At 43.3% G+C, this 24101-nt stretch carries 20 protein-coding genes; 6 read left to right on the forward strand and 14 right to left on the reverse strand.

Annotation, left to right across the window (positions count from 1 at the left end; all coding sequences use genetic code 11):
• Positions 1-46: 46 nt before the first annotated feature.
• The 4 genes from aguB to B2575_RS09015 all read right to left on the reverse strand — a co-directional run bounded on the left by aguB (position 47) and on the right by B2575_RS09015 (position 5455).
• A complete protein-coding gene (gene aguB, locus B2575_RS09000; protein ID WP_349681516.1) occupies positions 47-919 on the reverse strand; it encodes an N-carbamoylputrescine amidase in 873 nt (290 codons plus the stop codon).
• A gap of 117 nt (positions 920-1036) precedes the next feature.
• Positions 1037-2530, reverse strand: a complete 1494-nt coding sequence (locus tag B2575_RS09005; protein WP_020443104.1) for a Na+/H+ antiporter NhaC family protein — start codon at positions 2528-2530, stop codon at positions 1037-1039.
• A gap of 203 nt (positions 2531-2733) precedes the next feature.
• Entirely contained in the window at positions 2734-4110 is a 1377-nt protein-coding gene (locus B2575_RS09010) for an NAD(P)/FAD-dependent oxidoreductase (protein WP_226951684.1), read from the reverse strand.
• A 1-nt stretch (position 4111) separates the two neighbouring features.
• Entirely contained in the window at positions 4112-5455 is a 1344-nt protein-coding gene (locus B2575_RS09015) for a glutamine synthetase family protein (protein ID WP_296241461.1), read from the reverse strand.
• A 467-nt stretch (positions 5456-5922) separates the two neighbouring features.
• Here B2575_RS09015 and B2575_RS09020 point away from each other — a divergent pair, with 467 nt between their 5' ends.
• Positions 5923-6663, forward strand: a complete 741-nt coding sequence (locus B2575_RS09020; RefSeq protein ID WP_045451415.1) for a gamma-glutamyl-gamma-aminobutyrate hydrolase family protein — start codon at positions 5923-5925, stop codon at positions 6661-6663.
• On the forward strand, positions 6638-7381 hold the full coding sequence (locus B2575_RS09025; protein WP_296241465.1) for a cupin domain-containing protein: 744 nt from the start codon (positions 6638-6640) through the stop codon (positions 7379-7381). The genes B2575_RS09020 and B2575_RS09025 overlap by 26 nt, the downstream gene beginning before the upstream one ends.
• Positions 7382-7545: 164 nt before the next feature.
• Here the strand turns inward: B2575_RS09025 and B2575_RS09030 are convergent, their stop codons facing one another.
• From B2575_RS09030 to carA, 8 genes are all read right to left on the reverse strand, one after another.
• Complete coding sequence (locus tag B2575_RS09030; RefSeq protein WP_296241468.1) at positions 7546-8895, reverse strand: glycosyltransferase; 1350 nt, start codon at positions 8893-8895, stop codon at positions 7546-7548.
• A gap of 149 nt (positions 8896-9044) precedes the next feature.
• Entirely contained in the window at positions 9045-9917 is an 873-nt protein-coding gene (locus B2575_RS09035; RefSeq protein ID WP_296241470.1) for a TIGR03915 family putative DNA repair protein, read from the reverse strand.
• Positions 9918-9974: 57 nt separating this feature from the next.
• Positions 9975-11243: a putative DNA modification/repair radical SAM protein gene (locus B2575_RS09040; RefSeq protein WP_296241472.1), complete on the reverse strand. Its 1269-nt coding sequence runs from the start codon at positions 11241-11243 to the stop codon at positions 9975-9977.
• Positions 11244-11362: 119 nt separating this feature from the next.
• Entirely contained in the window at positions 11363-11977 is a 615-nt protein-coding gene (locus B2575_RS09045; RefSeq protein ID WP_296241473.1) for a hypothetical protein, read from the reverse strand.
• A 184-nt stretch (positions 11978-12161) separates the two neighbouring features.
• Complete coding sequence (locus B2575_RS09050; protein WP_296241475.1) at positions 12162-13130, reverse strand: hypothetical protein; 969 nt, start codon at positions 13128-13130, stop codon at positions 12162-12164.
• 501 nt (positions 13131-13631) lie between these two features.
• A complete protein-coding gene (greA, locus tag B2575_RS09055; protein ID WP_045445504.1) occupies positions 13632-14108 on the reverse strand; it encodes a transcription elongation factor GreA in 477 nt (158 codons plus the stop codon).
• A 395-nt stretch (positions 14109-14503) separates the two neighbouring features.
• The gene (gene carB / locus B2575_RS09060) at positions 14504-17758 is read right to left on the reverse strand and encodes a carbamoyl-phosphate synthase large subunit (protein ID WP_296241478.1); all 3255 of its coding nucleotides are present in this window, start codon (positions 17756-17758) and stop codon (positions 14504-14506) included.
• A 206-nt stretch (positions 17759-17964) separates the two neighbouring features.
• The gene (gene carA, locus B2575_RS09065; RefSeq protein ID WP_296241480.1) at positions 17965-19197 is read right to left on the reverse strand and encodes a glutamine-hydrolyzing carbamoyl-phosphate synthase small subunit; all 1233 of its coding nucleotides are present in this window, start codon (positions 19195-19197) and stop codon (positions 17965-17967) included.
• 437 nt (positions 19198-19634) lie between these two features.
• Here carA and B2575_RS09070 point away from each other — a divergent pair, with 437 nt between their 5' ends.
• Positions 19635-20171 (forward strand): gamma carbonic anhydrase family protein, encoded by a 537-nt coding sequence (locus B2575_RS09070; RefSeq protein ID WP_045451421.1) that lies wholly within the window; start codon positions 19635-19637, stop codon positions 20169-20171.
• Between the two features lie 89 nt (positions 20172-20260).
• Here B2575_RS09070 and B2575_RS09075 read toward each other — a convergent pair whose 3' ends face one another.
• Positions 20261-20710: a hypothetical protein gene (locus B2575_RS09075; RefSeq protein WP_296241483.1), complete on the reverse strand. Its 450-nt coding sequence runs from the start codon at positions 20708-20710 to the stop codon at positions 20261-20263.
• A gap of 267 nt (positions 20711-20977) precedes the next feature.
• On the opposite strand from B2575_RS09075, the gene B2575_RS09080 reads away from it, so the two are divergent.
• The 3 genes from B2575_RS09080 (at position 20978) to B2575_RS09090 (ending at position 23212) form a co-directional block, all read left to right on the forward strand.
• Positions 20978-21679 (forward strand): HAD family hydrolase, encoded by a 702-nt coding sequence (locus B2575_RS09080; protein ID WP_296241485.1) that lies wholly within the window; start codon positions 20978-20980, stop codon positions 21677-21679.
• Positions 21680-21795: 116 nt separating this feature from the next.
• Positions 21796-22891, forward strand: a protein-coding gene (prfB, locus tag B2575_RS09085) for a peptide chain release factor 2 (RefSeq protein WP_296241487.1) whose coding sequence is annotated in 2 segments (ribosomal slippage) — positions 21796-21867 and positions 21869-22891 — 1095 coding nt in all. Because the reading frame shifts where the segments join, the coding sequence is not laid out codon by codon here.
• A 36-nt stretch (positions 22892-22927) separates the two neighbouring features.
• Entirely contained in the window at positions 22928-23212 is a 285-nt protein-coding gene (locus B2575_RS09090) for a pyrimidine/purine nucleoside phosphorylase (RefSeq protein WP_296241489.1), read from the forward strand.
• Positions 23213-23321: 109 nt separating this feature from the next.
• Here B2575_RS09090 and B2575_RS09095 read toward each other — a convergent pair whose 3' ends face one another.
• On the reverse strand, positions 23322-23774 hold the full coding sequence (locus B2575_RS09095; protein ID WP_296241492.1) for a GNAT family N-acetyltransferase: 453 nt from the start codon (positions 23772-23774) through the stop codon (positions 23322-23324).
• Positions 23775-24101 lie beyond the last annotated feature (327 nt).

Genomic DNA, 24101 nt, shown 5'->3' on the forward strand with positions numbered 1-24101 from the left:
CACCTTATTTGACGATAGCGCGAGTGAGCTTGCTTGTTAACAAACTTTATCCATGAGTTAGCAACGTGTCATACATCGATGGACGACGATCACGGAACACGCCCCATTGCTGACGTTCGATTGCCAGTTGATCTAAGTCAAAAGTCGTACTAAGTATCTCTTCTTTGTCTTTAGATGCTTCTTGGATAATCTCACCGCGGCCATCCGTGATAAACGAGCCACCATAAAACTGCATGGTACTATCGTTTCCGTTTTGAGTAATTGTCTCAGTGCCAATACGATTGGCTGCTACGACTGGCATGAGATTAGCGGCAGCATGACCTTGCATACAGCGCTGCCAATGACCTTTTGAGTCGATGTCCAATGTTGGCTCATCGCCAATCGCAGTCGGATAAAACAGTATTTCTGCACCCATTAATGCCATGCTACGAGCGCACTCAGGGAACCATTGATCCCAGCAAATACCGACACCGATTTTGGCATACTTGGTTTGCCAAACCTTGAATCCAGTATCGCCGGGGGTAAAGTAGAATTTTTCGGCATAAGGAATACCATCTGGTATGTGCGTTTTACGATAAGTGCCAAGTATCTCGCCATCGGCATCAATCACGGTCACGCTATTAAAAAAGGTATTGCCTGATTTTTCATAAAAGCTAATAGGCAATACTACCTCTAAGTCTTTAGCCAACTGCTTGAAGTGATTGATGGCCGCATTATCCTCAACTGAGGTCGCAAGGGCAAAGTAATCAAAGTCATGAACTTGGCAGAAGTAAGGCGTTTCAAACAACTCTTGTAGCAAAATGATATTAGCGCCAGCGTTGGCGGCTTTGGTGACCAAGTCAGTCGCAGTGGCAATATTTTGTTGTATATTCCAACTACATGCCATTTGAGTCGTAGCAACGGTAACATTTCGCATGATCTAAATCCTTATCGTATTTATTAGTGACTACCATATAAAAGGGCTGTTTTTATTGACTAACGAACCATCTCTCATTGCCCGTTAGTCAATGATTACAATAATAGCGCTAAGGTTGGCTTAAGCCATCATATAACCCAATCCTAAAAAGGTGACGACGGATAAGCCCGCGCCGAGCATGGCATAGGGGAACTGGGTAAAGGCATGCTGCATGGGGGAGCAGCCAGCACCTTGCGCGGCAAGTAGCGATGAATCACTAAAGAAGCAAGCATGACTACCAAATGATGATGCTGATAACAATGCGCCAATCATAAGGGGAGTGCTAACGCCTAGTGCAATAGAGATTGGAAAGACAATCGGCATGGCAAGGACATACAGTCCCCAGCTTGATGATGTGGCAAAAGTTAAAAAAGCCATGACGGCAAATATGACGGCAGGGAAAATAATAATCGTCATATAAGGCGTGATAGCCTCAATCACATATGAGGTCATACCAAGCTCATCATTGATGGCTTTTAAGAAAAATCCACCGATGACGGTTGAGAGCGGATAAAGCATGACTTTAAAGCCTTTAAAGATGGCTTCAACTTGTGTCTCAAAACTTAAAATGCCTTGCATCCAATAGACAACGACGGTCACAAAACAGGTCAATAATGCACCGCGTAATAGATCGATTTCGAAGTAGACCGTCGAGACAATTAATAAAATCATTGGGAAAGCAAAGTTTGCGATATTGGCTTTAAACGACAGCTTACGTTTGGCTTGGACGTTTGAGATCAGTTGCTCTTCGACAAAGGCTTCAGGAACAGGATTACCGGCTTTGGCGCGTGCCTCGGCTTTTTTCATCGGACCCCAGTCACCCAAAATGCCATACGCGACCAAGAATACAATCAAAAGTGCAAACCAAGCATATGCCATATAAGGAATCGCGCTGATATAAAGCCCAATACCTTCACCATCGCCAGCCACACCGTTTTCTTCTAAAAGACCGGCAAAGTAGACTGCCCAAGTAGAAATAGGCACGATAATACACATCGGTGCGGCGGTTGAATCGACGATATAAGCAAGCTTCTCACGAGAAACGTTATAGACGTCAGTGAGTTTTTTGACGGAGGTTGATACGGCTAGACAGTTTAAATAATCATCAATGAAAACCACGACGCCCAAAGCAAAAGTGGCCAATAATGACTGACGGCGCGACTTAATTATTTTTTGTAGCCATTCACTAAAGCCATCTAGACACCCGCTAATCTCAAGCAGTTGAATGAGACCGCCCATCAGACCGCAGACCAGAACAATCCAAATAATGGTCTCATTACCTAGCACCATCGACATGTTGTCTGCAAAAGGGGAGACCAAATCAAAAGGATTGAGCATCACAAGGCCAGCGACACAGCCTGCGATCATGGATTCGAATGGTCGCCTAGAGACAATGGCAGTGACTAATACTAGTAATGTTGGTAGTAAAGATAAGGCGCCCCAAGATTGGTCTGGGGCACGGCTGGTAGATAGCCAAGCAAAAGCCAGATAGATAACGACGGCTACTATGACGGTGAGAAATACTCGCTTATTATGATACTGTCCTTCGACCGCATCATTGAGCTTCATGTTCATATTTACGCTCCCTGTAAAACCTCATTGTTTTTTTAAACAAGCTCTATTCTATGGTTGACGCGCGACAGACAGTAGGACAGTAGCGAATCAATTGTCTATCGCGCCCTATCACAACAATCCGTTGCTATGATAGGTCACTGTAACGACCGCTTTTAAAATAAAAACACCTTATTCAATGTTTATTATTCAAAGTTTTTATGCGTTTACATGCCAGTGGTATCTTTTAGCGCATACCACCATGAGCCCATGACAGAGTAAGGGACTCGCAGCGCTCGACCACCTGGGAATGGAATCCAAGGAATTTGTGCAAAAGCATCGAACTCTTTGGTTTTACCATTGATGGCATCGGCTAATATTTGTCCAAATAGATGCGAGCCTGTCACGCCATGACCACTATAACCATGGGCGAAATATACTCGCTCATGTAGTTTGCCCATTTGTGGTACACGAGAAAAAGACAACGCAAAATTCCCACTCCACGCATAGTCAATTTTGACATCACGTAACTCTGGAAAAATCTTATTCATATTTGGTCTAATTTTAGCTGTGATGTCGGCGGGGTCTTGACCACCGTAGACTGTACCACCGCCAAATAACATGCGCTTGTCTGCTGAGAGGCGATAGTAATCCAAAATGTAGCGGACATCTTCGACACAAACATCGGTTGGCAGTAACTGGTCTGCTAAATCACCCAGCGGCTCGGTGGCGATAATTTGCGTCGATACAGGCATAACACGGTCAGTCAGTTTAGGGATGACTTTATTAAGATAGGCATTGCCGCATAGCACCGCTTGCTTACAAGTCACGGTGCCAAACTCGGTAATGATTTTGATAGCATCGTCAGCATACTCAATATCAACTACTAAGGTGTTTTCGTAAATGGTGCCGCCGCCTTGCTCAATGGCCGCTGCTTCACCTAGAGCAAGATTTAGTGGATGAAAGTGTCCACCAGAGTGATCGATGACCCCGCCCACATAAGCATCTGATTTTATATGCTCTTGGATACCGCGCTTATCGAGCATCTCTCTATCATGCATACCATGGCTCTCCCACAGTGCATGCGTTTCTTGCAAGTCTTTTAGCTGTCCATTATTCAATGCCGCAAAGATATTTTTTTCTTTGAGATCACAGCTGATATCGTAGTCTCTAACAAAACGACGAATGATTTTGCCACCGCGGGTCACGAGCTGACCGACGAAGTCTGCATTTTCTTGACCATAAGACTTTTTGATTTTTTGTAGGCTGGCATTTAGACCATTGACAATTTGACCACCATTACGCCCTGATGCGCCCCAACCAATTTGCGCGCCTTCAAGGATAACGACTTCATGATCCGTTTCAATGAGATGCAGGGCAGTGGATAAACCGCTATAGCCGCCGCCAACCACACAGATTTCCACTTGGATGTCATTTTTTAGCGTTGGTCTATCAGGCTTAGGATTACGACTGGCCGCATAATAGCTATCAGGATATTGCCCTTTGTCTGAATAATGCGGAATATTACGCGTATTATTAGACGGCTGGTTTTGGTTCGTTGCTGTGTTGCCATTTAAATTGCTACTTGAGTTGCTATTTGACATATCAAACATCCTGTAAATAGGTGAGGTATTCAAGGTTGGTCACTTGCTGAGCAAAGCGTTTGGCTTCTTGCTTTTTAACCGCGATCAACAGCTCAATCATCTCGCTTGGGAACAGCGAATCAATCACATCACTGCTTTCAAATTTGCGGATGGCGGACAGCCAGTCAAGTGGCAAGGTCTTAAGTTCTGCTTCGTCGTAAGTAATACTATTAATGGGTTCTGGCGCTTCCAGCTTGTTTTCGATGCCATACAGCATACCTGCCAGTACCGCACTACAGACCAAATAAGGATTGGCGTCAGCGCCAGAGACACGGTGCTCGATACGCCGTGCTTTTGAGTCACCACCGGGGATACGTACTGCCGCCGTGCGGTTTTCATAACCCCACGACACATTGTTTGGCGCTAGCGTACCGGGTGTAAAGCGGCGATAAGAATTCACATGTGGGGCAAATAACAACGTGCAATCTGACATGGTCTTTAACAATCCAGCGACTGCATGGTGCAAGATATCTGAGCCTTCATCTGATCCATCATCAAAGACATTATTGCCGTCTTTATCTAATAAGCTGCAATGCACATGAAAACCATTCCCCGATTGTAGACCAAAAGGTTTTGCCATGAATGTCGCAGTGAGTTTACGGCGAGCAGCGACGGCTTTGACGACCTGTTTGAACAAAATCGCATCGTCAGCGGCTTTTAGTGGATCGTCTACGTGTAATAAATTAATCTCAAACTGACCACAGCCATTCTCTGCCAACGCGGCATCTGCTGGGATATCAAGTTTTTTGCACTGTGCATAAACTTCGTCTAAAAATTCATCGAATTGTAATAGATCATTGATACTCAAAATTGAGGTTTTATTCAGTCTTAGTCCACTTTTTGGACGGATAGGTGGTCTTGGCGTTTCGCCTTCAGTATAGTCAACCAAATAAAATTCCAGCTCAGTGGCCATCACTGGGGTCAAACCAAGCGCTTTGAATTTTTTGCTGATGTAATCCAAAACGTGTCTGGCATCACCGTAATAAGGTTCGTTATTTTCTGTATAAAGCCAAACGGGCAATAGCGATGAAGGCGCACTGGTGTTGAGAAGTGGATAGGCGGTACGACCAGTAGGACGAGCAATGGCATCTATATCGCCATTACATTGAGAAGACTCGATGACATCAGCACCCCAAATATCAACGCCTAAGATAGATAAAGGCAATCGTATCGCACCGTTTTCTGCTTTTTCCATTTGATTGAAAGGGATGCGCTTACCACGAAGTAAGCCATTAATATCACCTGCCGCAACATAAACATATTCTGTATTGTTTGCAGATTCGACCATTCCATTGGTTGTCGTCATGTCTATTCTTCCTATGAATTTTTAGAATTACTGGGATTATTGTCAATACGGATACGGCTGGCGCATCGTCTTTTAGTGATATTTCTAACCAATACTTGGTAAAACAGCGATTGATTACCTCTTATTTAAACAGTCTTTATGTGTCTCTTTAGGTTTCTCAAAACAGATTTTATTAATAATATGAATTCTTTAGATTTCGCTGTTCTTAGCCCTTAACATCGAGATATAAACGTCAACCCCTGTCTAATGTCTCGCTGATGACTTCCAATATAAGTGTGAAAAATATAGTTGTCAATTTTTATTTAAAATTATCTTGAATTAATACATTTATTCGATTTTATTATTAATATCGGCAATATTGAAATTTATAGTTTACATTTTATGAGATGTTGTGTTAAATTTTAGCTAAATAAAGGATTGAGCAATATAGACGATGAGGTCTATTTGTTATAACTAGGGAAGACGGTATGAAAAATTCTAGACCTATCATTGCTATTGTTTCTTGTCATAAGATGGTTGATGGGCAGCCAGCACAAGCGGTGTATCAAAAATATATCGATGCCGTGAATTTTTATGGTGGCAATCCCATACTGCTGCCAAACACTGCTGCCGATAGCGAAAACTTTGAGGCGCTACTGGATATCGCAGATGGGATTTTGTTAACGGGCAGTTATAGTAACGTGGCACCAACGCGTTATGGCGCGACGCATATCGAAGCGAAACAAGACTTGGGTCGTGATGAGCTGAGCTTTAAGTTATTGGATTATGCAGACAAGACTGGCACTCCATTACTGGCGGTTTGCCGAGGATTGCAAGAGATGAATGTGCATTTTGGTGGCACGCTACATCCTGATTGGAGGGAAGTAGAGGGGTTTTATGAGCCACATTTAGAGGACAATACTCAGCCACTTGAAGTGCAGTATCAGCCAGTTCATGACGTGATTATTCAACCAAATGGCAGGCTTGCCGCCTTTGGTGAAAAATGGCACGTTAACTCGCTACATAAACAAGCAATCAATGAAGTAGGCGCGCGTTTATCAGTTGAGGCTCTAGCGCCTGATGGTTTGGTCGAAGCCATCAGCTTGTTGCAACATCCATTTATGATTGGTGTACAATGGCATCCTGAGTTAAATTATGCACAAGACGACTTGTCCAAATTTCTATTCACGGAATTCATTCACTATGCCAGCAAACCCCAAACTGAATAGCACTACTGAAGGCAATGTAGACAATGCCAGCACTGACATTGATATTAATAACGGCATTGACGCTGATGTTGCCAGCGATAAGGCGGCTGATACAGATGACGACATCAGTGAAGATGAGCTGACAGACTCTGAGAAAGCGATGTCAGCCGAAAATGACGAGTCGCCAGAAGAGGATATCGGTAAAAAGATCAATCAGCTGCGCCTCGCAAAAGGCTACTCGCAACGTAAGCTTGCAAAATTGTCAGGATTAACCAATACTTCTATCAGCTCCATTGAGCGCAATAAAGTCAGTCCAGCAGTGAATACGCTAAAGGCAATTTTGGCGGTATTGGGTTCTGATTTGACCACGTTTTTTAGTGATGAATGGAAGGAACCAAAGGCGAGAGTCGTGGTAACGCCAAAGGATTTGTTGGAGCTGAGCGAACCGAGTAGCAGAGTGTCGCTAAGACAGGTATACAACTGTAGCACTACCAAGAATTTGGGTTTTTTGATTGAGGTGTATCAACCGAACAGCTCAACGGAAGAAAAAATCGCCCACGAAGGTGAAGAGATTGGCACCGTTATTGAAGGCAAGATTCTTATCCGTATCGATGAGACGACGTATCTCTTAAACCAAGGGGATAGCTACGTGATTGATACCATTCGCCCGCATACTTTTATCAATCCTACTGATGGCGTGACTCGCATTGTTAGTGCGCACACCCCGACGACTTATTAGGTGAGCATTTTAATAGCCATTTAAGTTGATATTTAAATAACCATAGTGATTTCCCGCGCGGCTTCTAAAAATAGAAGCCGCGTTTTTTTTGTATGAAATAAGTCATTGTGAAAACACGCCCTAGCAGGCTGTTAGATATTAGCCTAAGTAATAAAGTGGTAAGCTTACAGGTCTTTATGATCTTGAAGCGTGTCTGAGTCAGTAAGCGGATTTAAGGGACTCATCGCTTTAGGTTTTTCTTTGATAAGCTTTACTTTAGTTTGTTTATCGGCTGGTGCAAGCGCGACATAAGCAGACTCAGGCTTCTTACTAGTAGGTTTAGAGGATTTTTTCAGCGTCTTGTTAATTCTTTTGACAGCAGCGGCATCGCTTGCAGCTTGTTCCTCTGCGAGCGAGTCGTCGTATAAACCTTGATAGACAGCGAGGGTTTCTTCAATCATCTCACGCATGGTGAATTTATTGGTCATTTCAGGGCGTGTGATGCTTTCTAATTGATTTCTCACTGCTTTACATAGCGCATTGGCATTGTATTTTTTGACCAGCCCTTGAGGATATAGCGGTTGTAAAATCTCACTAAATGCGGCCTGATCCCAACCAATAACGGGCGTACCTAAATGAATCGCTTGTAAGGCGTTGATGCCAATTGATTCAGGCTCATTCGCAAGCGCCATGACGATATTGGCGGCTGAGAGCCATTCACGCATGTCATTACGTTTGCTACCTACATAAGTAATTCGATCAGCCAACCCTAATGTATTGGTGCGTTGGCGGAAATCTTCATGCGCGACATCACCATCTCTATAATCATCATCCATGATAATGACGTGGATGTTAGGGAACTGCTCTTGCAAGTTGCCCAAAATATCAATCAGCCATTCCTGACCATATTCGTTACCAATAATAGTTGGAAATACCAGCCACTTTTTATGCTCAAGCTCAGGATATTCAGCAAAAGTATGCCGTAGCCAATAAACAGAGGGATTATGACGATAAGGATAGCGGCGCGTATCGATACCACGGTAGATGCGTTTGATGACTTTAGGGTCTGCATCTTCTCGGCGCAGGCCTTTTTTTAGATAATTGGTCACACTATCGGAGACGGTAATGATGGTATCGACATCGAGTAAGGCTTGAGAGTATTTATTGATCGGATAAAAACCATACATGGTTGACACTAGCTTTGGTATCCGCTTGACACGGGCGCGGCGCAATGCCAAATGCAGTATCCATGCAGGTGTGCGTGAGTGCACATGGATCACGTCAGGATCGTACTCTTCAATTAAACGCCGCAGCGCCGTGACTTGTAGTAACGACAGCCAAGACTTTTTATTCATGTGTAGCTGATGATAGTTATTGCCATCACGCTTTAGGCGTTTGACCAGATCATTATCTTCATCGGCGCTAGAGACGATGATGGAGGTATGGCCATTTTTGACCAATGCGCGTCCAAGATGAAAAATACCGCGCTCGGATTCATCATGCTTTAAAGACGATAATAGGCGCATAACTTTCATAATGGCATTGGTGACCAGTTCATAATAACAAGTGGCTATTGTCAGTTAAAAGCCGCCAAAACTCAACCATCAAGATAAAAAGATAAGGTTATATGGTCGAGTTTCTAAGAGAGATAGGCATAAAGGCTTGAATCAAAGGACAAAAGTCACTAGCGACGTTTCTGTAAATGCTCAGCATTGGGCAGTACTTGCTTTTCGCTTAAGTATTTCCAATAGCGCTGCGGCAAGTATTGCTTATGCAAACGGGGGTTTTTACGCTCTTTGATGTTGACGTTAGTAAAGTAACCTTGCCAAAATTTTTGATAGCGCTGCTCATCCTCGCTATGAATACTGGCAGGATTGCGCAGCACGGTATCATCTAAATCAGTGATAGTTTGCAAAGTCGCAGGTCGTGATGGCGTGCTTTGGCTCTTGTCATAATAAATGCCATAGCCACGGGATAAATCATAAATCGCCCAGTGTTGGTCTTGGTAGCGCTGACGAAAATGCTCACCAATCAAAGGCAAGACATTAAAATCAGGCTCTACTCGCGCAAAATAGATATCGTCAGTGGTATGTTCAAAACGTACAAAGGCTTCCATACGATGCTTCTCACGACCAACAGACTTGACCGTTTGCACCAGCTCTAAGACATTGAGATTACCCAAGTCTTCCATAATATGGCGGCTAGGATAATCGATAGCATATTTGACCACTTGAAATAGAGTCGTACCGATATTGTCTTTTTCGGATAAAAATCCCCAAAGAATATTACGCATACCGGAACGACCTAAGAGCTTATTCAGCTTTATCAGTACGCGTTCGGCATTGTCTTCATCAGTAGTAACGCTAGTCGCTTGTGCGATTAATGAAGGTACATAGCAATCTTGCGCGATTAACTGTAGAGAATCATCGTTTTGCAGTTTATTGGCATAGACATAAAATACCGCACTCAGCCAACCCTCAAAACTTGGCTCATAAAGCACGATGCTGGGTGTTAAGTGACCGACAGTATAGTCGTGGCTTTGCAGCAGTTGTGACATCTATATTCCTATTTATAATAGTAATTATTGAAACAATGCTAATTACAACAGTGCTATTTAAAACAAAGCCAGTTGCCCATTACGCTGGTCTTTATACTTGGTCTGCGTCTGTGCCAATACATATTGCCGGAAGTTATCACGCGTTAAATGCGCTAAATGTTCGTTTTTGCCAGTCGTTGCGATGAAGTATTTGGCGCGATTGACCGCCGCGCCCATCTTTTTCAGATGATAAAGTGTCAACTGGTTAAACTTGCGCGCCTTCACTATTTTTTTAGCCGTCTTAGTACCAATGCCCGGGATACGCACAATCATCTCATAGCTTGCGGTTTGAATATTGACCGGAAAATGCTCACGGTGGCGGATTGCCCAAGCCAGCTTTGGGTCGCAGTCTAAGTCTAGAAATGGCGAGTCAGGTTCAACGATTTCATGCGCGCCAAAACCATAAAAGCGCATTAGCCAGTCCGCTTGATAAAGGCGGTTTTCACGTATCATCGGCACGGGCGTTCCAATCGCTGGCAAGCGGCTGTCGGACAACATCGGTACATAGCCAGAATAGTAAACGCGTTTTAAATCATACTGTTTATAGAAATGACTCGATAACTGAATTACTTGCAAGTCAGTCTCGTTACTAGCGCCAACAATCATCTGACTGGTTTGACCTGCTGGCACAAATTTCGGCGCTTTTTTATGGGTTTTCCGGCTCTCTTTGATCGTAATAATTTCAGTTTTAACCATTTCCATCGGTGCTTTTAATTCATCATGTGATTTTTCTGGGGCGAGCAGTGCTAGGCCTGATTTGGTCGGAATCTCGATATTAACGCTGAGGCGATCAGCGTATAATCCCGCTTCTAACAGCAATTCTTTTGATGCACCCGGAATGGTCTTTAAATGGATATAGCCATTAAAGCGTTCACGTGTCCGCAATATCTTAGCGACCTCAACCAGTCGCTCCATCGTATAATCGCCACTTTTAAAGATACCTGAGCTCAGAAATAACCCTTCGATATAGTTACGACGATAAAACTGCATGGTTAAATCAACGACTTCCTCGACGCTAAAAGCAGCGCGTGGGGTGTCATTACTTTTGCGTGAGGTGCAATAAGCACAGTCGTAAATACAGTGATTGGTTAAGAGGATTTTTAACAAGCTGACGCAGCGACCATCTTCAGTGTAGCTGTGACAAATACCAGTTGCAGAAGCATCGCCTAGACCACCGCCTTGGTTTTTGCGCGTACCAGCGGAGGATGAGCAAGAAACATCATATTTAGCAGCATCCGCTAAAATATTGAGCTTGCCTTGTAGTCGTTCATAATTGATGGTGGCCATAAGATTACCAATTCATTTATTGGCTATTATTTTAGCAAATTGTCTTGTAAGTCACTGTAATTATTGAAGAAATATTTATTTCATGCGACAACTGTTGTCGTGCTATTTATGAAATTTTTTTAATTATGAGAGCAGGGATTAGGCAATGTTTGAATTACTTCTTCTGAGAAGTATTCTTTGACAATGAGACGTCCTTTTTTATCAAACTCGACGTTGTACTTGGGGTAAGCTGCAAAAGCGTCAGGGTCATAGGTCGAAGGAAAATCGATTTCTTTATCTGAAAAAAATCGGCTAGCCGTCCATAATTGTTTATCATTATTATATCCAATGCTACACCGACTGTTTAGGTCAAAGGTGAAATAACGGCCAAAGTATTGCTCCTTGCCGCCACGACCAAATAGCATATTAGCACCGCACGGGTTGCCACAGTCGATATAGACATGATAAGTATCTTTATCGATTTTTTTGAGCGAAGTATGGTTCCAGCCGTAATGACCTATTCCATTCATAAGCACGGTTTCTATTACTTCACCATTATTTAACGTTTCGCTTTTAATGATATAACCATCATCGCAATACTCATGACCGTCTTTACTCATATAGGCAGTACAAATTTTCGACATATAAAAGCTAGCGTCAAGTTTTGATTCGGCAGCTTCAGCCCAAGATATAGAACTCAAAATACAACCGTAAATAATAAAAACCAATGTAGAGAGAGGAGTAAATTTATACATGGAAATAATGACCGGATATTTGTTTTGAGTTAATAGCACTATAGCAAAAGGTTGGTTGTTAAGGAATAAAGTACACTCATCAAAAAGGTCTTGCTGACTAGGAAATTAGCCGGCAAGACCTTTTATTAATTTTAAGATTTATTAAATAACAATATTTTCAAATCTAAACTTTAAAATCTAATTTTCACTGAACTTTCGCACGTATAACAACCGTTTGCGGTGCATTAGCAGGAAGGTCAACCAAGTTCCATTTTAGTCCAGAATAGTTTTCTGTGATGACTACAGTATTGCCAACTTGTTGGATAGTCTGATAACTGTCGCCGCCTGTTGTCGCAAGCGTTGGTAGTGGGCTATTCAATGATACCAATTGCACGCCATTTGGCAGTGACACCATGGCATTGATGTCAGTGACGGGTTGTGCCGTGGTATTGGTATAAGTGGTGTGGTATTCGATGATGTCGCCAGGGGCGATATGGTTCGCAGGGACAGCCACTTCGCGACCATCTTTGTTTTTTAATATTTTCATCACTTTGGTTTGTGCATTCACCACGTCAGGCGTACTAAAGGTCGGGGTCAGTTGCAGAGCATCTAAAGACGTAGATACTATTTGCGTCGTTGCAGGTTGGTTCGTCACTACGGTTGTCGTTGGTGTATTGATGACTGGCAATTGGGTAGCCGTCGTCACAGGCAATACTTGTGTCACGCTAGTCGTCGGCACGGCTATGACATCAACTTTGCTTGTTTGATTGGTGACTTGGTTGGTCACAGGTACGCTTGTAACCGTGGTGCTGCCTTGGGTGACGACCGTATTGCTCGCACCATTACTGGCTACTTGGCGAACCGTATAGCGTGGAACGTTAGTTACTTGAGTCACAGCATAAGGCATGCCGTCTTGCATAGTGATGCCGTGTGGTGTCGCTGTAATGGTCGCGGTTTTACCGTCAGAATACTGCTCAACGACGGTAGTGCTATTACCAGCAGACGAAGTGATGGCGATTTCAGGCGCAGCATGTGCGGTAGATACCGTCAATAAAGCGCCTGCTAAGATTGTTGGAATAGCAGTGCTTATCACGCTTTTTTTGACGAGGCTGTGCTGGGTAAACGCCTTCTTATTTATAGTCAGTAACGCTGGCATATCGATGTGTATGGTCATAATAGATTCCTTTAAAATAACAGTAAATAAAGCCGCTAATGTAGTAGCAGAAAGCAAAGCGTAAAAAATAACGCTTAGAAAACAACACCTAGAAAAGAAAAACCCCCGTCAAATGAGCATGTAAACCATGTCAAATAACGAGGGTAAAGATACTAATGATAGCCAACGTTCGCTATCTCTCCATCATTATTTTAGTCAGTTGCTAAGCACTGATGTCTAATACTTATAATGAGACACTTGTAATAGTCACAAGGCTCAGCATCTATACTCGAGCAATTATGCGCTAAAACAAACAGACTAAAAAAGCAGCGTTGTGTAACTTCTGCTCTATTCATAATGAGGTTGTGTACTACTTTCTACGTTCATTTGCTAGGCGAATTGCCAGCTTATTCACGTTAAAATACTGCTGTCATCAAAAGCTTTTTATTTATCAAAGAATTGCTATCAAAGGCTTTCTATCCAGATATTTATCCTATCCAGATATTTCTCAAATCAGGAAAATTAATCGTAAATCACTTTCATGATTTCGTATTCGACCACGCCTTTTGGCGTTTCAATACGCGCTTCATCGCCTTCAGACTTACCAATCAAACCACGTGCGATCGGTGAATTGACTGAGATTTTACCCGCTTTAAAGTCTGCTTCATCATCACCAACGATTTTGTATTGTTTTTCTTCTCCGGTGTCCATGTTTTCGATAACGACGCTCACGCCGAATATCACACGACCATCTTTTGGCAATGTTGCAGGATCAATCACTTGCGCGCCGCCAAGTTTGGCTTCGATATCACGGATACGCGCTTCACAAAAACCTTGCTGTTCGCGAGCAGCATGATATTCAGCATTTTCTTTCAAATCGCCGTGTTCACGGGCTTCAGCGATAGAAGCAGTGATGCGTGGACGGTCGATACTTTTTAACTGTTTTAATTCGGCTTCTAGAGCCGCATGTCCTTGCGGAGTCATGGGATAACGTTGCATGTTTTTTCCTTAAACCAATAACACCACACCATCTCCTACTCTTAGTGAATAGTGAGATGGTGTCAGTGTTGTTGCAATGAGTATGTGAAGATATAAAAAGAATGAGGTTTAGACTGCGTAACCACTAAACACGCGCTTATCTGTGAGCATGGATACACTGACAAACAAGGCACTTTAACCTTACGTAATAAAAAGCATAGTCGCAGTTTAGCCACTATGCTTTTTAGGTCTATCTTTTTAAAACTTTATTTTTTTAAAGTACTGCTTTTTTAAGCCGTACGTTTTTTTAAAGCCCTATTGTTATATAAAAATCGATAACAAGTTTTGCATCCGCTGTTAAACGAGCGTTGCCGTTATGCTTAATCTACTGAAATTATGCTGCTAAGTCAATAGAGCTAAGCAATAGTCTTTGCTTGTTCGTGCAAATCTTGTAGCTTATAGACCTCAAACGGTAGGTCAATGGCATAAGATTTACAAACCGCGTCTGCCGCCCCTAAAGTCGTCACATAAAATACTTTACCTTGCAGGGCACTACGGCGGATAGAGAATGAATCCTCTTGTGCCTGTTTGCCTTCAGTGGTATTGATAATAAGGTCGATTTTACCATTTTTCAAGGCATCGACGATATGCGGGCGACCTTCGGTAACTTTATTGATTTGCTTGCACTCAATACCGGCGTCGCTCAATATTTTTTGCGTACCAGTGGTTGATACAATGTTAAAACCAAAGTCGACAAGCTGGCGAGCGATAGGGGCGATTTGTGCTTTGTCACTATCACGTACTGAGATAAAGACAGTTTTGGTTTCGCCTTCGGTCGGTAGACCTGGCAGACGTTCATTACTACCGATAATGGCTTTATAAAATGCTTCGCCAAAGGTTTTACCGACGCCCATCACTTCACCGGTTGATTTCATCTCAGGGCTCAAGATTGGATCAACTCCGGGGAACTTCGCAAACGGGAATACCGCTTCTTTGACCGCGAAAAATGCCGGAACGATTTCAGTGGTAAAGCCTTGGTCTTTTAGTGAGGTGCCAGCCATGCAGCGTGCCGCGATTTGCGCTAGTGAAGTACCGATACATTTAGAGACAAACGGCACGGTACGGGCAGCACGAGGGTTCACTTCTAAGATATAAATTGTTTCACCTTTTACGGCAAACTGTACGTTCATTAAGCCGACAACACCAAGCTCTTTTGCCATGGCGACCGTTTGCGCGCGCATCACATCGCACAGCTCATCAGATAATGAGTAAGGTGGCAATGAACAGGCTGAGTCACCAGAGTGCACACCCGCTTGTTCGATATGCTGCATGATACCGCCAATCACCACGTCTGTACCGTCGCTAACGCAGTCGACATCGACTTCAATCGCATCGTCTAAGAATCGATCTAATAGTACGGGCGCTTCGTTTGATGCTTGTACGGCAGTGCGCAGATAATGTCTTAGCTCATCTTCGTTATATACGATTTCCATCGCACGACCACCTAATACGTAAGATGGGCGTACTACCAGCGGATAACCAACGTCTTTTGCCTTGACCAAACCATCTTCTAAGCTCGTCGCTAAAGCATTGGTTGGTTGGATAAGGTTCAGTTGCTGAATCATATGTTGGAAGCGTTCGCGGTCTTCAGCGCGGTCAATCGCATCTGGGCTAGTACCGATGATTTTAACACCAGCAGCTTCAAGGGCGCGCGCCAGTTTCAATGGCGTTTGACCACCAAACTGTACAATCACACCATCAGGATTTTCGATACGGACGATTTCTAACACGTCCTCTAACGTGATTGGTTCGAAATACAGACGGTCAGAAGTGTCATAATCGGTTGAAACCGTTTCAGGGTTACAGTTGACCATGATGGTCTCGTAACCGTCTTCGCGCATCGCAAGGGCTGCGTGTACACAGCAATAGTCAAACTCGATACCTTGACCGATACGGTTAGGACCGCCACCGATAACCATGATTTTCTTGTTATTCGTTGGGTTGGCTTCACATTCGCTATCGTAGGTTGAGTACATATAGGCGGTGCTGGTGGCAAATTCTGCCGCGCAGGTATCGACGCGCTTATAGACTGGATAGACGTTTAAGTCCCAACGCTTTTTACGTAGTTGCTTTTGTGAGACACCAAGGAGTTTTGCCAAACGCAAATCTGATAAACCTTTACGCTTAAAGCTGCGTAAGTTCTTCTCAGTTAAACCACCAAAACCTAACGCTTTGACTTGAGCTTCAGTTTTCACGATATCTTCGATTTGTACCAAGAACCATGGATCGATTTTGGTTAAGTTGAATACTTCATCGACGCTCATATCGATACGGAAAGCATCCGCAATATAATAAATACGTTCAGGCGTTGGAATGGTTAAGCGATTGGTGATTTCGCTACGTGCCTTTTCAATGCTAACTTTCGATAAGTCAATTTGCTCATCAAAACCATCATTGCCAGTTTCCATACTGCGTAAGGCTTTTTGCATCGATTCTTGGAAGTTACGACCAATCGCCATGACTTCACCAACCGATTTCATTTGTGTAGATAACACACTATCGGCTTGTGGGAATTTTTCAAAGTTAAAACGTGGAATTTTTGTGACCACATAATCAAGCGCAGGCTCAAAGCTAGCTGGCGTTTTGCCACCAGTGATATCATTTTGCAATTCATCTAGCGTGTAACCAATTGCTAGTTTTGCCGCGATTTTGGCAATCGGGAAGCCAGTGGCTTTTGACGCCAATGCTGATGAGCGTGACACACGTGGATTCATCTCGATGACGACCATACGACCAGTATCAGGGTTAATACCGAACTGAACGTTTGAGCCGCCTGTTTCAACGCCGATTTCACGCAGTACTGCCAATGAGGCATTACGCATGATTTGGTATTCTTTGTCGGTCAAAGTTTGTGCTGGTGCAACCGTGATTGAGTCGCCCGTATGCACACCCATTGGATCAAAGTTCTCAATCGCACAGATGATGATGCAGTTGTCATTTTTGTCACGAACCACTTCCATCTCATACTCTTTCCAACCGATTAGCGATTCATCGATAAGGAGCTGATGGTTTGGTGATAAATCAAAGCCACGCTCACAAATCTCGATAAATTCATCGCGATTGTATGCGATACCGCCGCCTGAGCCGCCCATGGTGAACGACGGACGAATAATACACGGATAGCCCATTTTTTCTTGGGTCGCAAAGGCTTCTTCCATCGTCTCAGCGGTTTCAGCGCGTGGGCATTCAAGACCGATACGCTTCATGGCTTTATCGAACAAGTTGCGATCTTCTGCCATCTCGATTGAGTCTTTGGTCGCGCCAATCAATTCGCAGTTATACTTGGTCAAGACGCCATGCTTGTCTAATTCTAAGGCACAGTTTAGAGCGGTCTGTCCGCCCATCGTTGGTAAGATCGCGTCAGGACGTTCTTTAGCAATGATTTGCTCAACGGTCTGCCAAGTAATTGGCTCAATATAAGTCGCGTCCGCCATGGTAGGGTCAGTCATGATGGTCGCAGGGTTTGAGTTGACCAAGATGACGCGGTAGCCTTCTTCTTTTAGCGCTTTACAGGCCTGTGCACCCGAATAATCAAACTCACATGCTTGACCGATGACGATAGGACCTGCGCCTATGATAAGAATGCTTTTTATGTCGATACGTTTTGGCATAGTTAGGGCTACCTTCGTTAGTATGATATTTTAATTGATTTATATTCGGCTAAAATCGTATTTGAACAGTGCTATATTTTAATAAAACAACACTTTAATAAAACGATATTTTGCGTGGCTCAGCTTAAACCATCATGCGTGATCTAAGCTGTATAACGAATACTTACTGCTTGCTAATGACTGATACTTAAAAGCTGATTAACTGCTTAAGCTTTAGCCGCTGCCATCATCTCAGCAAACTTATCAAACAGTGGCGCACAATCATGCGGGCCGGGGCTGGCTTCTGGATGACCTTGGAAGCTAAAGACAGGCTTATTGGTCAGCTCGATACCTTGGTTGGTACCATCGAATAATGAGCGATGGGTAGATTTAACGTTATCAGGCAGCGTGTCTTCATCAACCGCAAAACCATGGTTCTGACTGGTAATCATAACCGTGCCAGCTGCTAAGTCTTGAACTGGATGGTTGGCGCCGTGATGACCGGTTTTCATTTTAATGGTGTTTGCGCCGCTAGCTAGACCAATCAACTGATGACCTAAGCAGATGCCAAAGGTTGGCACATCAGTTTTTTCAATGATATGACGTACGGCATCGATAGCATAGTCGCAGGCTGCAGGGTCGCCAGGACCGTTTGATAAGAAGATACCGTCTGGATTCATCGCGAGTACGTCTGCGATAGGGGTTTGTGCTGGAACGACGGTTACATGACAGCCGCGGTCAACCAGCATACGTAGGATGTTGGTTTTGCTGCCGAAGTCGTAGGCGACGACATTGTATTTAGAATCGATGTGAGTGCCGAGTTGCTTAAAGAAGCCGCCAGTACCGCTATCATGGCTGCCAATGGCATCACGGTTAAGTAAGGTATCTGATAAATCCCACGTACCTGCTGTCCATTCGAACGTCTCTTTAGTACAGCATTCTTTTGCCAAGTCCATGCCTTCGATACCAGCGAACTCTTGTGCCAGTTTAATGGCTTGCTGCTCGTCATCTGTGCTGATAGTCTCGCCGTTAGAGGCGGTCATGATACAGCCGTTTTGAGCGCCTTTATCACGTAGTAGACGAGTCAATTGACGGGTATCAATCTCAGCGATTGCAACGGTATCGTTACGTGATAAATAATCGCTTAATGATTCTGAATTACGGAAGTTTGAGGTAACCATTGTGGCATCACGGATGATAAGACCGTCGGCCCATACTTGATGACCATTGCCAGACTCAGTGTCCTCGCTATTGGTACCAGTATTGCCGATGTGCGGATAGGTTAGCGTGACCAGCTGGCGCGCATAACTTGGGTCGGTTAGGATTTCTTGGTACCCTGTCATGGCTGTATTAAACACCACCTCACCGACACGATGACCGAGACTGCCGATACTCACACCGCGAAAAATCGTACCGTCTGCTAATGCCAAAATTGCTTGTATTTCTGCCGATGAATTCAAGGTTTGCCTCCGCTGTTATTAGTGAGTGCCATGATTTTCATGATTAAATGTTAGATTAGAAATGGTTTTTTGTATCGCAAAAATTGCTATTAATGGATACTAAAAAACACCTAAACCCAAAATTTTTCCACAAAAAAGCGAGAAGACATTATTGATGGAAACTACAAAACCCACTAGATAGTGAATAGGTAACTTGCATCATGTCCGCTCGCTTAGGCACAGATTTTGCGCATTATATACAATCTGCCCGCAGATAGCCAGCCGATTTTTAGATTGAAAAGTATGGCTTTAACTATTAGCCGTTAATAGCGCTGGATTTTCCCTTTTGGCTTTGCCACAATGGACAGCAAATCGAGATATCTGGTCTTTATGATTCGCTTTCATGACTAATTTTCATGACTGACCTATTTCATTACTATATATAACAAGGAGCCGTTATGATTTATCAATATTTAAACAAGGTGCCCGAATTCGCGGTACCTTTTAATGGTTGGGTCGCAGACTCAGCACGAGTGATAGGTGATGTCTATTTGGGTCATCAAGCTAACGTGTGGTTTGGTGCAGTGATTCGCGGTGATAATGAGCGCATTCATATCGGCGATTATAGTAATGTACAAGAAAACAGTGTCATTCATACTGATGCAGGCATTGAGGTCAAAATCGGCAACTATGTCACCATTGGTCATTTAGCGATGCTGCACGGCTGCGAAGTCGGTGACAATAGCTTAATTGGTATTGGGGCAGTGGTATTGAACAATGCCAAAATTGGCAAAAACTGTATCATTGGTGCCAAAGCTTTGGTCACCGAAGGCAAAGTTATTCCGGACAATTCTTTAGTGATGGGCGCACCAGCCAAAGTGGTGAAAACATTGACAGATGAGCAAGCAGCGATGTTGAAATTATCAGCAATGCATTATGCGGAGCGTTGTCAAAAGTTTAAAACGGGCTTAACAGAAGTGGCCATGCCTGATTAAGCAGAAATTTATAAAGAATCCTTGAATTGTCTGATATTGATCTATTGTTTTTAAATAAATCAGGCAAACGTTTTTTACATAGAGAGGCTTTATACCATCAGCATCATGACCAGCCAAATGATGGCAAAAATGATAATACCAATAATCAGTCCGCGAAAAATATCGTGGCGTATAGAGTAGTCATTAAGGTAAGCGTTATGATTGGTTGTTTCGTTGATGTTGAGCGCATTGACGCTCTCAGCGCCAGCATTTTTACCAACGATAAAACCCATGATTGCGCCCACGACCAACATAAATGGGGTGAATAACCAAAAAACGTCGCCATTACCTATACCAGCTATTGAGCGAATAACCACAATAGTAAGATCGATAAGTAAACCGCCAACGCCGTACATCACACCATTTAAGATCGCATACAGTATACGGTCGAAAGGTGATTGATAGCTTTTACCCAGCTGACGTTGTCTGATTTCTTTGATCGAACGGGCAGGGCGACGCGTTTTACTTGGCAAAACATTTTTGACATCAGGCGCTTCCATGCGATTCTCTATTTTTATGATGAAGTAAGCAAAACAGATACTAGGGCGTGTCACCATTTTTAGCCCATTTAGGCGCTTTCGTTCAGAGTGAGGACACAGCCTAACCACAAGTTATATAAATAAAGTTACCATAATTTTATTTGGTAAACAGTAGTATTCAAGAAAAATTATTGAGAAATTTTTCATATCATTATTTATCTCCAAAGCGATGGTTATGAAAAACCAGTTGTATTTCTGTCCTTCAACAAACAATAATAAGGTCTCATTATGCAGGCAACACAAGCACAATTTTCTCCAAAAGAGCTGGCACTTTTTGATTTAGATCATACTTTGCTCGACGTCGATAGCGACTATTTATGGGGCGAGTATATCGTCAAACATGACCTCGTCGATGAAGCGCAATACCGCACGGCCAATCAAAAGTTTTACCAAGACTATATCGAAGGTACGCTTGATGCGACGGAATATAATGAATTTGTGGCGCAGTTTTTGAGTAGCTTACCGATGGATAGATTGCATGAGCTACGAGAAGACTATATTAAAAGTGAAATTGAGCCACACATACGCCCAAAAGCGATGGAAGTGCTTTGTCAGCATGTTGAAAAAGGTCATGAGGTGGTGATTATTTCTGCGACCAATGATTTTGTGGTTTCGGCTATCGCCAAGCGTTTTGGTATCGAAGGTGCCAATGTGTTATCAACGCCGCTTGAGATAAAAAATGAGCGCTATACGGGCAAATTGACAGACAAGCCAAACTTTAAAGAGGGTAAGATTTACCATTTGAATAAATGGTTAGAGAAGCAGCAATCAGCAGGCACGACTTTTGATAAAACTTATGCTTATTCAGATTCCAAAAATGACATTCCATTGCTTGAGTGGGCGGATGTGGCTATTTGTGTGTCACCCGATGAGGCGCTACATGCTCATGCGTTGTCGCATCGCTGGGCGGTAGAGGATTGGTCGATTTAGGCGGTTTAACGTTATTTAATATAAAGCCAGTCATAATTAGCCAACTATTTATCGTCAATCTCATTTAAAATAGCGCCATATCAGTGAGATATTTATTTAAAAAGACAGGAAACTTTATGGAAATCAATCCGTATCAAGAACGAATCAAAGATTTATCAGAGCGTGGGCAGGACTTGCGGAGGTATCTTTGACTTCGATGGTAAGCAAGAACGCTTAGAAGAAGTCAATTTAGAGTTAGAAAACCCCGAGCTATGGAATGATCCAGAGCGTGCGACTAAGATTAATAAAGAAAAAAGCCAGCTTGATGGCGTCATCGATGTTGTGGTGTCGCTTGAGAATACATTGGAAGATGCGTCTGCCATGCTGGAGCTGGCGGTAGAAGCAGAGGATGAATCCTTGCTGGCGGATGTGCAAGCAGAGCTCGACAATGCGGAGAAACGCGTTGCGGATTTAGAATTCCGTCGCATGTTTAGTGGTGAGATGGATCCTAATAACTGCTACTTAGATATCCAGTCGGGTAGTGGCGGCACTGAGGCGCAGGATTGGGCAGAGATGCTGTTGCGTATGTATACACGCTGGGCGGAATCGCATGGCTTCAAAGTTGAGGTCATTGAAGTATCTTCTGGTAGCGTGGCTGGTATTAAATCAGCAACGATTGAGATTAAAGGGGATTACGCTTTTGGTTGGTTACGTACCGAAATCGGCGTGCATCGCTTAGTCCGTAAATCACCATTTGATAGCAATAACGGTCGTCATACCTCGTTTGCTGCCGTTTTTGTGTCGCCTGAAATTGATGATAATATCGAGATTGACATCAATCCAGCAGATTTGCGTATCGATACTTATCGCTCATCGGGTGCGGGTGGTCAGCATGTGAACACGACCGATTCTGCGGTACGTATCACCCACGAGCCAAGTGGCGTGGTGGTCACTTGTCAGAACGAACGTAGCCAACATGGGAACAAAGCGACGGCGATGAAGTTGCTGCGTGCTAAGCTTTATGAGCTTGAGATGCAAAAACGCATGGAATCTCAGCAAGCGGTCGAGGATGGCAAGTCAGACGTCGGTTGGGGCAGTCAAATTCGCTCTTATGTACTCGATGATTCACGTATCAAAGACTTGCGTACTGGCGTTGAAACCTTTAACACTGGTGCGGTACTCGATGGAGACCTCGACCAGTTTATCGAAGCGAGCTTAAAAGCAGGGTTGTAAAATAAAATAGTAACTAATATTTAATTAAGGAAAATTATGCCAAGCGTTAACAGTTATTTTGATAATAAAGTCACTTCTATTGCCTTTCAAACGGCAACTAAGCCTGCAACAGTTGGGGTGATGGAAATTGGCGAGTACGAATTTGGCACCAGCGAATTTGAAACCATGAGCGTGGTCAGTGGTGCATTGACGGCCAAATTGCCAGAGAGTGATGAATGGCAAACCTTTAATGCAGGTGAGCAATTTACTGTTGAAGCCAATCAGAAGTTTCAAGTAAAAGTGGCAGTAGAAACGGCTTATTTATGTATTTATGGTAAATAAGCATTTTTAGAGCAGTAGTCAACCGATTAACGCCAAGTGTTTAACGCTTGGCGTTTTTTTTATGATTGCATTTTGAGATAAGTTTGAGTCATAAAGTATTGGACAACCATTATAAGTTCTTACGATATTGCACCATATCTGTTTGAGTGGCGATTGCGTCATAGAGTTTGCGCGCCGTGGTGTTGCCCTCTTGTGTCGTCCAATAAACACGGTTGCAGTTTTTACTACGAGCGAACTCACACACCTTTTCAATCAGTACTCGTCCTACGCCTTGTCCGCGTAGCTGTTCATTGACATATAAATCTTCTAAATAACAGCATTCAGTGGTATTCCAAGTATTGGGATGTAGCACCACATGGGTGATACCTACTAACTTGTCGTCCTGCCAAGCACCAAACCCATAAATCGGCACGTTACTATCGAGCAAACTGTGCCACGTGTTTTGGATGGTACTTGATGGCAAACTGGTCTCATAAAATTTTAGATAGTTTTGCCACAAAGGTAACCAAAATTCGTAATCGTCTTTAGATAATGCTGCTATCTTTATAGAAGTATTTTTCATTGTGTTTTATTCAAATTAAATTGTGATTGTTGTCAAATTATGGCTCAAAAGCTCATTATTTAGAACCCTTTTAAGCGTGTTTTTTTACACATCAATTACACTTTGCTCGTGGCAAATAAACAGCAAAAACCATCGCAATTCATTATGCTAAAACGACTATTTTATCAATCGAGTATCTATTATGGCGACGCTAAATGACCAAACAACCACGCAAGACATACGCCATGATTATGAAAAACTCGCTCGCCTTGCTAATCTGCGCTATGTCAGTGATGATGAGCTTGGGTTTACGCGTAGGCGTTGGGGGCGCGGGTTTACTTATAAAGA

Origin of the sequence: Psychrobacter sp. UBA6739, assembly GCF_002453835.1 — a bacterium.
GTDB lineage: Bacteria > Pseudomonadota > Gammaproteobacteria > Pseudomonadales > Moraxellaceae > Psychrobacter > Psychrobacter immobilis_A.